Origin of the sequence: Aeromonas sp. sif2433 (assembly GCF_019218705.1) — a bacterium.
In the GTDB taxonomy this organism is placed as follows: Bacteria; Pseudomonadota; Gammaproteobacteria; order Enterobacterales; family Aeromonadaceae; genus Aeromonas; species Aeromonas encheleia.
Window position 1 is genome coordinate 423,203 of record NZ_JAHUXD010000001.1, and the last position, 14,414, is coordinate 437,616.

Annotated in this window: 15 protein-coding genes; 8 read left to right on the forward strand and 7 right to left on the reverse strand. The window is 57.0% G+C overall.

The genetic code is table 11. The annotated features are described in order from the left end of the window. Positions 1 to 284: 284 nt before the first annotated feature. Positions 285 to 542 (forward strand): GrxA family glutaredoxin, encoded by a 258-nt coding sequence (locus tag KW825_RS01765; RefSeq protein WP_218290361.1) that lies wholly within the window; start codon positions 285 to 287, stop codon positions 540 to 542. 72 nt (positions 543 to 614) lie between these two features. Here the strand turns inward: KW825_RS01765 and KW825_RS01770 are convergent, their stop codons facing one another. Further along, positions 615 to 824: a DUF1653 domain-containing protein gene (locus KW825_RS01770; protein ID WP_042654518.1), complete on the reverse strand. Its 210-nt coding sequence runs from the start codon at positions 822 to 824 to the stop codon at positions 615 to 617. A gap of 360 nt (positions 825 to 1,184) precedes the next feature. On the opposite strand from KW825_RS01770, the gene KW825_RS01775 reads away from it, so the two are divergent. Then, positions 1,185 to 2,399, forward strand: coding sequence for a pyridoxal phosphate-dependent aminotransferase (locus KW825_RS01775; protein ID WP_042654517.1), 1,215 nt, complete (start codon positions 1,185 to 1,187; stop codon positions 2,397 to 2,399). A 143-nt stretch (positions 2,400 to 2,542) separates the two neighbouring features. Here KW825_RS01775 and fabV read toward each other — a convergent pair whose 3' ends face one another. Together fabV and KW825_RS01785 are read right to left on the reverse strand one after the other, a co-directional pair. Continuing rightward, a complete protein-coding gene (gene fabV, locus KW825_RS01780) occupies positions 2,543 to 3,736 on the reverse strand; it encodes an enoyl-ACP reductase FabV (protein ID WP_042654516.1) in 1,194 nt (397 codons plus the stop codon). A 471-nt stretch (positions 3,737 to 4,207) separates the two neighbouring features. Next, the gene (locus KW825_RS01785; protein WP_256353721.1) at positions 4,208 to 4,513 is read right to left on the reverse strand and encodes a hypothetical protein; all 306 of its coding nucleotides are present in this window, start codon (positions 4,511 to 4,513) and stop codon (positions 4,208 to 4,210) included. A gap of 146 nt (positions 4,514 to 4,659) precedes the next feature. On the opposite strand from KW825_RS01785, the gene KW825_RS01790 reads away from it, so the two are divergent. Together KW825_RS01790 and KW825_RS01795 are read left to right on the forward strand one after the other, a co-directional pair. Beyond that, positions 4,660 to 5,346, forward strand: a complete 687-nt coding sequence (locus KW825_RS01790; RefSeq protein ID WP_218328012.1) for a helix-hairpin-helix domain-containing protein — start codon at positions 4,660 to 4,662, stop codon at positions 5,344 to 5,346. Positions 5,347 to 5,411: 65 nt separating this feature from the next. Continuing rightward, entirely contained in the window at positions 5,412 to 6,257 is an 846-nt protein-coding gene (locus KW825_RS01795) for a hypothetical protein (RefSeq protein ID WP_218328013.1), read from the forward strand. Positions 6,258 to 6,365: 108 nt separating this feature from the next. Here the strand turns inward: KW825_RS01795 and KW825_RS01800 are convergent, their stop codons facing one another. Further along, the gene (locus KW825_RS01800) at positions 6,366 to 6,818 is read right to left on the reverse strand and encodes a hypothetical protein (protein WP_256353722.1); all 453 of its coding nucleotides are present in this window, start codon (positions 6,816 to 6,818) and stop codon (positions 6,366 to 6,368) included. Positions 6,819 to 7,130: 312 nt separating this feature from the next. Here KW825_RS01800 and KW825_RS01805 point away from each other — a divergent pair, with 312 nt between their 5' ends. After that, on the forward strand, positions 7,131 to 7,454 hold the full coding sequence (locus KW825_RS01805; RefSeq protein ID WP_218328014.1) for a hypothetical protein: 324 nt from the start codon (positions 7,131 to 7,133) through the stop codon (positions 7,452 to 7,454). 146 nt (positions 7,455 to 7,600) lie between these two features. Here the strand turns inward: KW825_RS01805 and KW825_RS20710 are convergent, their stop codons facing one another. Beyond that, positions 7,601 to 7,876 (reverse strand): Mor transcription activator family protein, encoded by a 276-nt coding sequence (locus tag KW825_RS20710; RefSeq protein ID WP_371315760.1) that lies wholly within the window; start codon positions 7,874 to 7,876, stop codon positions 7,601 to 7,603. Between the two features lie 214 nt (positions 7,877 to 8,090). Between KW825_RS20710 and KW825_RS01815 the strand changes: the two genes are divergently transcribed. Then, entirely contained in the window at positions 8,091 to 8,528 is a 438-nt protein-coding gene (locus tag KW825_RS01815) for a DUF4124 domain-containing protein (protein WP_218328015.1), read from the forward strand. Between the two features lie 84 nt (positions 8,529 to 8,612). Here the strand turns inward: KW825_RS01815 and KW825_RS01820 are convergent, their stop codons facing one another. Next, the gene (locus KW825_RS01820; protein ID WP_218328016.1) at positions 8,613 to 11,033 is read right to left on the reverse strand and encodes a beta-glucosidase; all 2,421 of its coding nucleotides are present in this window, start codon (positions 11,031 to 11,033) and stop codon (positions 8,613 to 8,615) included. A gap of 500 nt (positions 11,034 to 11,533) precedes the next feature. On the opposite strand from KW825_RS01820, the gene KW825_RS01825 reads away from it, so the two are divergent. Together KW825_RS01825 and KW825_RS20650 are read left to right on the forward strand one after the other, a co-directional pair. After that, positions 11,534 to 12,370: an AraC family transcriptional regulator gene (locus KW825_RS01825; protein WP_170175996.1), complete on the forward strand. Its 837-nt coding sequence runs from the start codon at positions 11,534 to 11,536 to the stop codon at positions 12,368 to 12,370. A gap of 344 nt (positions 12,371 to 12,714) precedes the next feature. Beyond that, positions 12,715 to 14,013, forward strand: a complete 1,299-nt coding sequence (locus KW825_RS20650; RefSeq protein WP_218328017.1) for a methyl-accepting chemotaxis protein — start codon at positions 12,715 to 12,717, stop codon at positions 14,011 to 14,013. Between the two features lie 79 nt (positions 14,014 to 14,092). On the opposite strand, the gene KW825_RS01835 is transcribed toward KW825_RS20650, so the two are convergent. Next, positions 14,093 to 14,290, reverse strand: a complete 198-nt coding sequence (locus KW825_RS01835; protein ID WP_218290353.1) for a hypothetical protein — start codon at positions 14,288 to 14,290, stop codon at positions 14,093 to 14,095. Positions 14,291 to 14,414: the final 124 nt, after the last annotated feature.

Here is a 14,414-nt window from a genome sequence, read left to right on the forward strand (position 1 = left end):
GCCCTCATTAGCCCTGGACTGTGTTTGAGAGGGGGCTGCTGGAAAGCATTTACCAACAGCAGCTCTTTCAGATTGCCGAGCAATAAATCGGGGCCCTCATTAGCCCTGGACCGGGTTTGAGAAGGGGCTGCTGGAGCGCATTTACCAGCAGCAACCCATCCAGATTGCCGAGCAACATGCGGCTGGCTATCGAAGATGCCGAACATGGGTATCGGCAATTTCCACTTTGACTGACCCTGAGGCGGGGCTATGCTGTGCCCTGCCTCATATCACGGAGAAAAAAGATGTTTGTAGAAATTTTTGGTCGTCCCGGTTGCCCCTATTGTGTCCGTGCCAAGCAGATCGCCGAGCAGCTGGTCGAAGAGCGCGACGATTTCGAGTTCCGCTATGTGGACATCAACGCCGAGGGTCTGACCAAGGACGATCTGGCCGCCAAGGCGGGCAAGCCCGTTACCACTGTGCCGCAGATCTTCCTGGATGAGCAGCACATCGGTGGCTGCACCGATTTCGAGGCCTATGCCAAGGCCAATCTGGGCCTCTGATCCCAGCATCATCTGCATATAAAAAAGGCGCCCTCTGGCGCCTTTTTGCATCATGGCCACCGCCACACTGGCTCAGTCCAGCGGAGTGAAGCGGCTCACCACCGCACCCTGATGCTCGATCCACTCCATGAACATGGCGACGGGGCGGGCATAGACGGCCCCATCCTGCTCGGACTGGTAGATGACCAGCGACTCCTGGGTTTCGGTATGAGTGGCCAGGGTGAGAACCCGATAATGGCCTCCCTTGAAGTGACGGTAGCGACCGGGTGCGGGTGCGCGCATGGCAATGCCTCGATGAGATGATGAAAAAGCCCGTCGGACGAGGTCCCGAGACGGCCAGGACCAGGGGCTGACGCCGGTTTCCTGATCCAGCCAATCGTGCCAGATGGGATGAATATTTCAATACACTAGGGCGGCCTGGTGAAAGCATTCCTCATCTTTCACTGGTTTCTCGCCAGACAGACAAACGATCCTGCTGAAATCAACAAATTGGTAACCCTGTTTGATGGTGAAAAATCAGGGATTTATTCCAGAAATAAGATTGTTCTAGCATTCAATTCTGTGAAGAATAGGGGCAAAGAAATTAGATACTAAAACTCGCTTTCTGCCAACGCGCCCCCAGGGGAAGGAATCACGCTCACCATGTTCACTATCGACAAGTCGCACAAGCTCGACGATGTCTGCTATGACATCCGCGGCCCGGTGCATAAAGAGGCTCGCCGTCTCGAAGACGAAGGCCACCGCATCCTCAAGCTCAATATCGGCAACCCGGCCCCGTTCGGTTTCGATGCACCGGAGGAGATCATCAAGGATGTGATCCTCAACATGCCCCAGAGCCAGGGCTATTGCGACTCCAAGGGGCTGTTCTCGGCCCGCAAGGCGGTGATGCAGTATTACCAGCAGAAAGGGATGCGCAAGGTCGACATCGATGACATCTACATCGGCAACGGCGCCAGCGAGCTGATCGTGATGGCCATGCAGGCGCTGCTCAACAACGGCGACGAGATGCTGGTGCCCTCTCCCGACTACCCGCTGTGGACCGCGGCCGTCACCCTCTCCGGCGGTCATGCGGTGCACTACCGCTGCGATGAAGGGGCCGACTGGCATCCGGATCTGGACGACATCCGGGCCCGCATCACCCCGCGCACCCGCGGCCTGGTGCTGATCAACCCGAACAACCCGACTGGCGCCGTCTACGGTAGCGAATTCCAGCTGGAGCTGATCGAGATCGCCCGCCAGCACAACCTCATCATCTTCGCCGACGAGATCTACGACAAGATCCTCTATGACGACATCTCCCACACCAGCGTCTGTACCCAGTGTGACGATGTGATGGTGGTGACCTTCAACGGCCTCTCCAAGGCCTACCGTGCCTGTGGCTTCCGCCAGGGCTGGATGGTCATCACCGGCCCCAAAGGCCGTGCCAAGGGCTATATCGAGGGGCTGGAGATGCTGGCCTCCATGCGACTCTGTGCCAACGTGCCCATGCAGCACGCCATCCAGACCGCGCTCGGTGGCTACCAGAGTATCAACGAGCTGATCCTGCCGGGCGGCCGGCTGCGTCGCCAGCGGGACAAGGCCTGGGAGCTGCTCAACGAGATCCCGGGGGTCTCCTGCGTCAAGCCCAAGGGGGCGCTCTACATGTTCCCGCGCCTGGATCCCAAGGTGTACGACATTCGCGACGATCAGAAGATGGTGTTCGACCTGCTGCAGCAAGAGAAGCTGCTGCTGGTGCAGGGCACCGGCTTCAACTGGCCGGCGCCGGATCACTTCCGGCTGGTGTTCCTGCCCCGTGAAGAGGAGCTGGAAGAGGCCATAGGCCGCCTCGCGCGCTTCCTCAGAGGCTACAAGCAGTAAGCCCCGCACGTCACAAAAAAGGCTCCCGAGGGAGCCTTTTCTATTGCGCCCATCCCTGGGCCGCGCCAACAAAAAAGCCCCGTCTGTGACAGACGGGGCTTTTTGCAGGCCGGGAGCGGGAACCGCCCCGGCCCAGGGTCGGTTTACAGCTCGACCACGTCGAAGCGCACGTCCGGATTCACATCCGCATCGTAATCCACCTCGTCCAGACCGAAGCCAAACAGGCGCAGAAACTCCTGCTTGTAACCGGTGTAGTCGGTAAGCGTGGACAGGTTCTCGGTGGTGATGGAGGGCCAGAGATCGCGGCAGGTCTGCTGCACGTCGTCACGCAGCTCCCAGTCATCCATGCGGATGCGGGCCTGCTCGTCCAGCACCAGCTCCTCGCCATAGAGGCGGGTGCGCAGCATGCGGTCGACCTGCTCCATGCAGCCTTCGTGGATGCCCTTCTCTTTCATGATCTTGAAGGCCATGGAGATGTAGAGCGGCATCACCGGAATGGCGCTGGAGGCCTGGGTCACCACGGATTTCAGCACGGCCACGTGAGCGGTGCCGCCCTTGCCGGCCAGATCGCCACGGATGGCGGTGGCGGCGCGGTCCAGATCTTCCTTGGCGCGGCCCAGGGTGCCATGCCAGTAGATGGGCCAGGTCAGATCGGTACCTATGTAGGAGTAGGCAACGGACTTGGCGCCGTCGGCCAGCACGCCCGCGTCACGCAGGGCCGCCATCCACAACTCCCAGTCCTGACCGCCCATGACGGTGATGGTGTTCTGGATCTCTTCCTCGTTCGCCGGCTCGACGGTGGCGGTGATGATCTGATCCTTGTTGGTATCGATGGCGGTGGTGGTGTAAGTCTCGCCGATGGGTTTCAGGGCGGAGCGCACCACTTCACCGGTATCCGGCATCTTGCGTACCGGCGAGGCCAGGGAGTAGACCACCAGATCGATCTGGCCGAGATCGGCCTTGATGAGTTCGATCACCTTGGCGCGGCACTCGTTGGAGAAGGCATCGCCATTGATGCTCTTGGCGTACAGGCCGGCCTCTTTGGCCGCCTTGTCGAAGGCGGCGGAGTTGTACCAGCCGGCGGAGCCCGTCTTGGTCTCGGAGCTCGGCTTTTCGAAGAAGACGCCAATGGTGGCGGCGCCGGAGCCGAAGGCAGTGGCAATGCGCGAGGCCAGGCCGTAACCGGTGGAGGCGCCGATCACCAGTACCTTCTTGGGACCATTCTCGATGGTGCCCTTGGCCTGGGTGTAAGCAATCTGGCGACGAACATTGGCTTCACAACCGACCGGGTGGGTGGTGGTACAGATAAAGCCGCGAACCTTGGGTTTGATGATCATAGGGGGTCTCGACACCGTTAAATGAATGAAATCGGGGCATAAGATACCTCATTGTGGCCCGTTATGGTGCTCTGATGTGTTGAACTGCCTGGAAAACCGGCAAAGTGCCGTCGCCCACCGCGAAAAATGAAAAATCCGTTGGTGCAAGACAACACCCTCAACCCAATTGGGTGTATCAACCTCAGCGACCTGGAAACTACCCAGTGCGAAAGCCGTTTAAAGAGGGATAAAAGGCCGGTGAATCAACACAGGCCCAGTGATAGCACCGGCCTGATAAAATGCCTTCTGGCCAATGGCCACCCCTCGCACCACTACCACGCCACCGCGAGCAGCGCCCCCGGCAGGATGAAGCTGTGTCTGCCAATAGTGGCAGCGCGATGGTCTGGGTGCGCCTCGGCATAGTCTTGGCCAGGGCCACCAGCTGGCGTTCCAGCTGCTTGACCTCGGAGGCCAGCAAGCGTTCCTGGTCGGTCAGCACACGGCCTGCCCGGCACCGGCTTGCTGTTCAGCCCGCAGCTGCGCCAGCTTGTCACGGGAGAGCACGCTGGCCAGTTCGAGCTGGGTCAATGCCTCGGCGGATTGGTTGAACTGCGCGATCAGTTCCAGCTGCTGGCTTAAGCCATCCAGCGTTTGCGCCAGGCGGGTGGTCTCGGCTGCGGTCTCATCGGAGATGGGGCCCAGCTGCTGCACCTCTCCCGCCAACGCGGCCAAGTCTTCCCGGCCGGTGACCTTGGCCGCCAGCTCAAGGGCGAGTTTCAGGTTGGAAGAGGTGGACATGAGGCATTCCTGAGAGATTCAGAGTTGCCCTATTGTGAAGGGATGACAAAACGGGAGGGTTTATGACGAATTACAGAGACCCGTCACAGGAATACGGCAAACATCTCATTACTCTACACAGTTAAAATTATTGTTTGGAGAGAACAATGCATTGGCTTAAACGCATTATTTTTGGCTGGGATAACACGACCTCAGAACCAGTACAAGAGAAGCAGATAATCCGTCTAGACGATCAGTCGTATCATTCCAACAACGACATTATCTCCGGTATGGAGTTCTCCGCAACCCTGAAGATCAGAACGCCCCTAAAAGCTCTCAAGCATCACGGTGAAATTTTTGATGGCCCACCAAGTCAAACACCTGACTATGGCTCGCAAGCTGACGGCATTTGGACCTTCCAAACGAGTTCATTTCGTGAAATTGGCATAGCGATTGATGAACCCGAGTTCACTCACGCTTCTGACATAGGCCCAATTGAACCATCTCGATATATTCCATTCTTGATCCAGTTCAGAACCATCGTTGAGGGTAACTTGGCTCATGAAGAAAAACTTATTCAGTTAGCCTCACTTCCAAAACACTCTCCCCTATCTAAAGAGATATGGTGCAAACTTACGAATAACTATGAAGATTTTCCTGCATCATTCTTCTATCTCCAGTTCACCATTCTTCCAGGTATTGGAAGACAATCGGCGAAAAGACTTTATGAGTATGGATTTAGCACTACTATTGAGATAGTTAACGCAAGCATTCCGAAACTTACTGCGGTGCCTGGATTAGGCAAAGCCACTGCGACAAAGATTAAGGCATTTAAATTTTATAGTATCGAGTAGTAATGTCTGATAATTAAAATCAAAATCACTTCGTAATGATACTTAATTGAGGTCTGAAATTACCCATGACCAGCATAAATTTCCATCCAATTTTATTGGACACTTGGCATTCCATACTAAGCATTCTTAACTCTGCTTTTATCAGCGCTTTCTTTTCTTCCTTGGCAGGTGCTGGTCTCGGTGTCTGGGGTGCCCAACGGTTCACTGAACGCACTACAAGGCGAAAAGAATTATTGGATGCCTTAAGGCAAGTCAACGGCTTGATTGTTTTAGGTGCCACCATAGCAAATCAAGCCATGCGCTTAAAGAAACAGCATATTGAACCACTTTCGATAACCTACTTCGAGGAAAGAAAAAGAGCAGAGAATCTGAATGCTGCCTATCTGCATGGTAGTGCACCTGAGAAGATTTACTTTAAACTTGAAATGATGCATATCACTCCACTCATCACCCCCATCGAGGCACTCAAAAATATAACGTATTCTGCACGGTTAATGCCTGGTAGAGCTCTAGCTTTAGTCTCTATGGTGGAACAATCACTTACAGAGATGTCTCACTCAATTAAAGTCCGATCTGAGCAGATTGAAGTATTCAAGAACCAAGAAATGCCTACAGTAATCTCTGTGCAAAACTATTTTGGACTGACTCGAAGAGATGGAAATACTGATGCGCTATACCATGATTCCATGGTAGCTATCAGGGAATATACGAACGATGTGATTTTTTTTGCAGTCGAACTTACAGAAGATCTTCAAATACATGCAAACAAAATTCATGAAAAACTCATCCATTTAACCAAGGATGTTGGCAATGTAAATACTGTAGATTATTCTACCCCTCGACGGCTAGGCATCATACCTCCCAGAGAGAATTATGAAGATTGGTTGTCTGGGTTCAAAAGTCATGACTGAATCAATACAGCTTCGCATATCCATTTCTAAGATAAGCATGAAGTGATGATATCCTATTTATTCGATTTCAAAACGGCGGGTCTCCCCGCCGTTTTCATTCCCCAACCATCACACCGTCTCCGGTCGGTCCACATAGAAGGGCGCGGTCTCACCGTCCAGGGCCAGCAACTCCCCCCTCCAGCTCGATCTCGATGGGCTTGTCGCTGAGGAAGTCCACCGCCTTCTTGGGGCCAGGCTGGCGCGGGGCACAATCAGGATGACGGACTCTCCACCGATCACGCTGCGCCCATCCAGGGTCAGCTTGGCCTTCACCTCCGGCTGCACGTTGCCGGCGATGCGGGTGCCTGTGACTGCGTTGTAACTGCCGCTCACCGTCACCGGACCACCGTCTGCCACCGCCCCGGCCTTGGTGGCGCGCAACAGCCCCAGGGCATAGTTGATCTCGAAGTCGGTGCCGAGCACCAGAGCAGTGGCGCCCTCCTTCACCACCAGGCCGGTGGCCGAGAGGTTGGTCTTGCCCAGGCTCACCCACTTGGGGTGCGCCGGCAGGGTCAGCGCCATCTCGGTCAGTGTCCCCGCTCCCTGGTTGATCGGGCTCTCCAGCCCAGGTGGGACCAGCGGGATCTCGCTGGTCTTGATGGTGACAGTGGCGGGCTTGGGTACGAAGTAGGTGCCCCGCTATTAATTACATGTTCTTCACACATATTAATTACAATTTTAAAGTTTCATTTTCAAAAACATTAATATAACTTCGCAGCATCTAGGCATCAATTAAAGGGTTGACACAGGACCCTCGTCTGGGTATTTTTTTGCTCCTGCATATTGTTATGCAGCACTTAAAATGACTGTGACTTGATGTTTTAAGGAGATGAGATGGCAATCATAGACTCAACAACTCAAGAGTTCCAACGCTTTATTAAGAACGGTGGCTCACTGACATTTACCGTTGATGCTCGCGATATCTCTGTTAGTGATTTCGAAGAGCTTGATAGCATCAAGCCAATTCTCTGCAGTGGCTTCGAAATCCCTCCGGCTCTCGTCATTCATGACCCGCTGGAGAAGACGGTGATACATAAATATGGTGACGAGTGGACTAACATAGTCGAGGAAATATATAGCCGAGATGGGCGCATTGTTTACAAAAAGCAGCCCTCTGGCCAATTCCTTGCTACATGCACCATCCCTGCCAACGCCTGATATAAAGACTCTCTGGTTATGTAAAGTAAAACCCCGCCATGGCGGGGTTTTACTCGATGTGAGCAGCACCACTCTTGCTATCCAGACAATCCAGGCTGATACCGGGGCCCGATCAATTGCCACTGCTCCGCCACTACCGCATGGGTTTAGGGCAGCCCATGTTGGCGACCCAATTTCGCTATGTTGCGACTGTTGAACTCATCCCGGATAGCCCTATCTCGCAACGCCACCTTGGGATGATCCCCGCTGGGGATATAGTCAACGCAACCACCCATACAGTGCACCTCTGCCAGCACCGGCTCACGGGCTGGGGCAAGCAATAGGTACAATATGACGCAGGGCCGCGCGACCGGGCCGATAGCCCGAATGTGACGGTGGATGGACTGGCATTTCGATTGGATTTTGTACTGTTTTTCCCACATAGCTCGTCACTACTCTGGAGCACCTTGAAGTGATGGGCCTTATGAGAGCCACCGCACAGGCAAACCGGCTGGCAACGCCAGAACACCTTCATAAACTGTGGCAATCTGTCATGAAGCGGCTCGCCGCAGCGACTACTGTTTCAGATACCCGATGCAACCGGCAAGTCACCTGCCCAGGCTTGGTTGTGCAGGCACCGCATTCAAGGAGGAGTCCATGTCACGCATTCTGGCCATCTGCCTCACCAGCCTGGTTCTCACTGCCCCGCTGGTTACCCAGGCCGCCGTCTATCAATGTACAGTCAACGGCCGCATCAGCTTCAGCGACATCCCCTGCAGCGGTGACGCCAAACCCATGGACTTGCGCGTCTACACCCCACCGGTCGAGGCGGTGGCAGAGGCCAGCAAGCAGACCCAGGAGATAGAAAAAAATCTGGCCGACAGCCAGAAGCAGCGCCAGATTGCGACCCTGCGCGCCGAGATGGAGGCCAAACAGCAGAAGATGAAAGGTGAGATCGCCAGGTTCAACGGGGCCACGACATCCCAGACCGGCGAGCCACTCTCCGCCGCCGAGATACAGTCCCTGACCCGCCGCCATCAGAGCGACATGGAGGCCCTGAACAAGCAGATCACGACCCTTCAGCAGCAGAAATAGACAGGCTCAGGTGCCAACGTCGGCGCCTGAACCTGCAAACTGGAATGAAAAGGGGGAGCCAAGGCTCCCCCCTTGCTACTCCCCTCAATACTGGGTTTCGAAAGCGGCCTCGGTGACCCCGGCCGGCAGCGCCAGGGCGCCGGGCGTGGTCTTGCTGACCACCAGCCTGCTGGCCAGGGTGAAGGTCAGCGGCGCTATGGCCGACACCTCGCTGGACGGGGCCACATACAGCTTGTAGGTCCCGGGCTCGATGACCCACTCGCTGTTGAGGTTGTCGAAGCTGGCCAGCCAAGTGGCCGGGATCTCGAAGCTCAGCGTCTCGCTTGCCCCCGCCGCCAGCAGGCCGGTCTTGGCGAATGCCTTGAGCTCGATGGCCGGCTTGCCGAGGGTGCCCGCCGGCGCGGCCACATAGACCTGGGCGGCCTCCTTGCCCGGTACATCGCCACTGTTGTACACCGTCGTCGTCAGGCTCAGCTTGCCCCCTTGCTCGGTGAGGCTGTTGGCCGTGATCGCCGTGTTCTTGTAGTCGAAGCTGGTGTAGGAGAGTCCATAGCCAAAGGGATAGCTCACCCCCTTGCCGAAGGTCGCATAGTAGCGATAGCCGACATAGATGCCTTCGTTGTAGTAGTGGGTATCTATGGTGCCATCACCGTCGGTGTCGGTACCTGGGAAGCCCTTGGACGAGGGCACATCTGTGTAGCTGAGGGGGAAGGTCTGGGTCAGCTTGCCGCTGGGGTTGACGGCCCCCGACAGCAAGTCGGCCACCGCATTGCCCGCCTCCTGCCCCGGCATGTAGGCCAGCAGTATGCCGTCTACCTTATCCTGCCAGGCGCTGGTGTCCATGACGCCACTGATGTTGAGCACCACCACCACCTTCTTGCCCTGGCCGTGGAAAGCGGTCGCGATGTCGTCGATCAGGCTCTGCTCCACATCCGACAGCTGGTAGTCGCCCTTCAGGTTCTGGCGATCCACCCCTTGCATGGAGTTGCGGCCCAGGGTGATGACGGCGACGTCATTGCTGGCGGCGTAGGCGCCGATGTCGCTCGGGCTCAGCGCCGGCTCCGGGCAGCTCACCACGGTGGAGATGCCACCGAAGTCGCTCGATGTCTTGTTCGCCTCGAAGAAGCTGCGATAGAACTCCTTCAGCCCGGCATCGACGGCGAACTGCTGTGCCAGCCCGTCCACCATATTGACGGTATGGGCCGCGTTCACATCACCGCTGCCGGCCCCGCCCTTGAGCGTGTTGATCTGGGTGATCCCGAAGGAGGCGACCTTGCTGCCCTTGGTCAAGGGCAGGCTGGCCTGGCTGTTTTTCAGCAGCACCATGCCGTCGCTGGCCGCCTGCCGGGAGAGGCGAGCATGGCCGTCGAGATCCGGCGCATTGCCGGCCACATAGCCCTGGTTCGATGGCATCTTCAGCACCTGGGTCAAGATCCGCACCGCCCCCTGCGCTATGGTATCGGCGCTCAGATCCCCGGCGGCATAGGCCTCCTGCAGGCCGGTCAGGGCATCCCCGTAACCGTATGGCAGGGCCGGACCACCCGGTTCAATCAGGTCGTTGCCCGACTTGATCATCGCGGCATAGCTACCATCCCCCGACCACCAGTCGCTCATGACGAAGCCCTCGAAGCCCCATTCGTCCCGCAGCACAGCGGTGTTGAGATCGGCCCACTGCCCGGTGTAGGTGCCGTTGACCTTGTTCATGGCGGTCATCACCGCCCAGGGGTTGGCGTGCTCCTCCGCGTATTGGAAGCCCCGCAGATAGATCTCCCGGATGGCTCTTGGGGAGATGATGTTGTCCACGATGGAGCGCGAGGTCTCGGCATTGTTGGCGATGAAGTGCTTGATGGTGGTTCCCACCCCCTGGGCCTGCGCCCCCGCCACCTCGGCGGCCCCCATCACTCCCGACACCAACGGATCCTCGGAGAAGTATTCGAAGTTGCGACCGTTGAGCGGGTCGCGCTGGATATTCATGCCGGGTGCGAGCCAGACATCCAGCCCGTACTCCTTGATCTCGTTGCCGATGGCGACCCCCACCTGCTTGACCAGGGCCGCATCCCAGGTCGAGGCCAGCAAAGTGCCCACCGGGAAGGCGGTGCCATAAAAGGTGCCCGCTTCCCCGTCCCGGGTCGGCGTGATGCGCACCCCGGCAGGCCCATCCGCCAGCTTGCTGGCCGCGATGTCCAGACCCGACTCGGCGTTGTAGACCCCGTTGATGTAGCCCACGCTGCCGGGCACATCGCTCTTGAGGTTATTCAGGGCATCCTTGTTGGCCACGAAGGCGCCATTGGCAAACACATAGCCAGGCCCCACCAGCATCCCCAGCCGCTCCTCGGGCGTCATCTTCTGCACCATCCCCTCGGCGAGGGCACGGTAATAGGCGTTATCTTTGTTGACCTCTGTCTTGGCGCTGGAGCTGTTGTCATTGCATCCTTGCGCCACCAGGGCCACTGCGATGGCAATGGCAACCCCACTCCATCTGTTGAGGTTATTATTATGTTTCATATGATTCCCTTTCATTCCATGTTCAGGTGAACAAACAAGCCAGAATAGCCTGCGCAGCGTAGCGCGAAGACAAGGGTGCCCGCTTTGCATCCGGGAGCGGGAATTGTGCATGGCGGTGGTGATATTCAATATCACCACCGCCATCACAGCGTTACATTTGGTTACAACAACAGACGTTAAGTTTCACTGCATTTGATCTGACGCGCAGTTATCTCACCGGGAAGATGCCTTAATCGCGCAGCGCAGCAGGATGCTGCCTGGCCAGCACAATAATACTTATCAGGCATGAAGGGACTTATATGGGGAAGAGCGTTTCCAATATTATCGCCAGATCGACGCTGCATTTCCTGCGCGAAAATGGCGTTAATACCGATGCCATCCGTGCGCAGTGTCAACTCAGCCAATATGAGCTGGATAAGAATGATGGCCGCCTCTCGGACAAACAGCATCTGCGCTTTATTAGAGAGACGGAGCCATATGATTTCCTGTGGCAAGAGCGCATGCGCCAAACCGATGCAGATGACCAGATCATCAGCGGGGCCTACGCATTATTCCCGGAGCTGGTGGGTTATTGCCTCAATCAGAAAAATGCCGAGGAGGCGGTGCTCGGCTATATCCGCAACCGGGTCATCATCGGCAACTGCGACAACTTCGTCCTGCGCAAAGAGGGGGAGCATCTCGCCATCGGCTATGTCGAGGAGTCAGGCATGCCGCAGCGCAACTACTCCGCCATCGGCAACTTCATGCTGCTCAGGGCCCTCGTCCGTCTCTATGCCCCCACCACCGAGAGCGCCGTTTCCCTGCGCGGGAACGATGAGCGCGGGCGCAAGCGGCTCGATGATGCCTTCGGCTGCCACTGCCAGTTTGGGCAGGAGGCCAACATCATCTACTTCAAGGGGGCCGATCTGGCCAGCCCGGCCGAGACCTATCTGCCCCTGCTCAACAAGAATCAGCACCAGCTGATCACCCGCAAGGTGGCGGTGCTGGAACATGAGCAGGGTTTTTCATCCCTGATCTATTCCCTGCTCGATGAGGTCATCGAGAATGACCATATCCAGGATGAGACCAGTTTCATGGATCATATTTGTGCCGTCATGGGCATGAGTCGCTGGACCATCAATATTCGCCTCGGTCAGGAGGAAACCAATCTCAGCCTGCTATTAAAAAAGGTGCGAATAAATAAGTCCTGTCGCTGGCTGGCCGAAACCAACCTGAGTATTCAGGATATCAGCGAACGGCTGCGTTTCTCTTCCCTCTCGGTATTCTCGCGGTTCTTCTCGACCCATATGGGTTCTTCTCCCCTGCACTATCGGCGCCGGCTCGGTCAGCGGATCTGATGGGCCTCATATAAATAGATCTCATGTAAATGGGTGTGACGCCGATAATCTCGCCCCCAGGCCTGCAATCATATTCCGAATGGCACCATAATTGTGGGGTGCCAATTGATGCGTATTTATGGCTGCATCCTGCATGACCGGGAGATCACCCTGTGATTATCCGACCACGCAGGGGCTAGCCGATATTCAAGTCTCCTCACCCAATAAATTAATCGGCACTGAAAATTAAAAATACAAAAAGTTCACCGTAATTCGAGTAGGGTTCATGGGATAGCGATGCTATTGTTAATTTACTCAGATTACGGTCAGTCTGTCATTCAAGGGTCTCATGGAGGAGCTCTGTTATGTTCTGGAAACGCACAACCAGCAAGGAAGCGAGTGAACAGGCGGCAAGAGTGATGGAGCTGGGGGCCTTCGAACAAGCCATCCAGTCTCAGGTTCCCTACATCCAGTTTACCCCGGCGGGCATAGTCACCTTCGTCAACGACCTGTTCCTGAAGATAGTGGGCTTTCAACGGGAGGAGCTGATCGGCAAGCACCACAGCGCGCTCTGTTTCCCGGAAGACGTCAAGACCCGTGAATACGAGAGCCTGTGGCAGGATCTGCGCGGCGGCACCGCGCGCAATGGCCGCTTCATCCGCCAGTCGAAGTCCGGCAAGGCCGTCTGGCTGGAGGCCACCTACTTCCCCATCATGATCGACGGCCGGGTGGCCAGGGTCGCCAAGGTCGCCTCCGATGTGAGCCCGCAACAAAGCTCACTGGAGCGCACCCAGGCCCTGCTGGCGGCACTCGACAAGTCGCTGGCGGTGATCGACTTTCAACCGGATGGCACCGTCATCACCGCCAACCAGAATTTCCTCCACTGCTTCGGCTACCGGCTGGAGGAGGTGGTCGGCAAGCACCACCGCCAATTCTGCGATCCCGAGTTTTATCATAAGAACCCCAACTTCTGGCGGGATCTGGGCTCGGGCAACATCAAGTCAGGGCTCTTCATGCGGTTGGGACGCCATGGCGAGAAGATCTGGCTGGAGGCGACCTACAACCCCATCTTCAACCACGAGGGCAAGGTGGTAAAAATCATCAAGCTGGCGAGCGACATCACCGAGCGGGTCGAGAAATCCATCTCTACCCGTGAGGCGGCCCAGAAGGCCTGCGCCATCGCCAGCGAGACCGTCTCGAGCGCCGCCAAGGGGCGCGAGGTGATCGACAAGGTGCTGGAGACCTCCCGCCACATCAACACCTCGGTCAACGAGGTCAGCATGCAGATAGATCTGCTCAATCAGCAATCCAAGAGCATCGAGTCCATCATCTCGACCATCAGCGGCATCGCGGATCAGACCAACCTGCTGGCACTCAACGCCGCCATCGAAGCGGCCAGGGCCGGGGAGCAGGGCCGGGGCTTTGCGGTGGTCGCGGACGAGGTGCGGCAACTGGCCGCGCGCACCTCTAGCTCCACCAACGAGATCGTCTCGGTCATCAAGCACAACTCCGACATCACCTCGAAGATCACCCAGACCGTCTCCATCGTCTCCGACAAGGCGGTGGCGGGACAGGAGCAGGCCAACATCGTCTCCAGCGTCATCAAGGAGATCATCGAAGATGCCAACTCGGTCTCGGACACCGTCAAGAGCCTGTCCATCTAAGCGCTGGTCACAACAAAACACGGGGCCTGTCCCCGTGTTTTTGTTTGCTGGCTGGGCTAGCCGTTATTCAGTTCGCGACTCAATCCTCCCCCTGCAGGTAGCGTCTGGCATCCTCGTCGGCCGATGCCAGGGCCGCCTCCCACAACTCGGCGATGCGCAGCCCCTCCTCGCCCACCGCCTCCTCCTCCAGCGCCTCCAGCGCCCTCGCATCGGCCAGGGTAAAGGGATGGTGGGTCAGCAGCGTCTGCGCCCTCGCCAGTAACATCATGCTGTTCATCGCTCGGCTCCTCACTCTCTGCACGCTTGCGCCATGCGGCCACACTGCTACTCAAAATGTAGCCAAGGTAGCCAACAAAGGGCCGCTGACCAACTCAGTCCGCGCGATGAACAGGGGACAAACC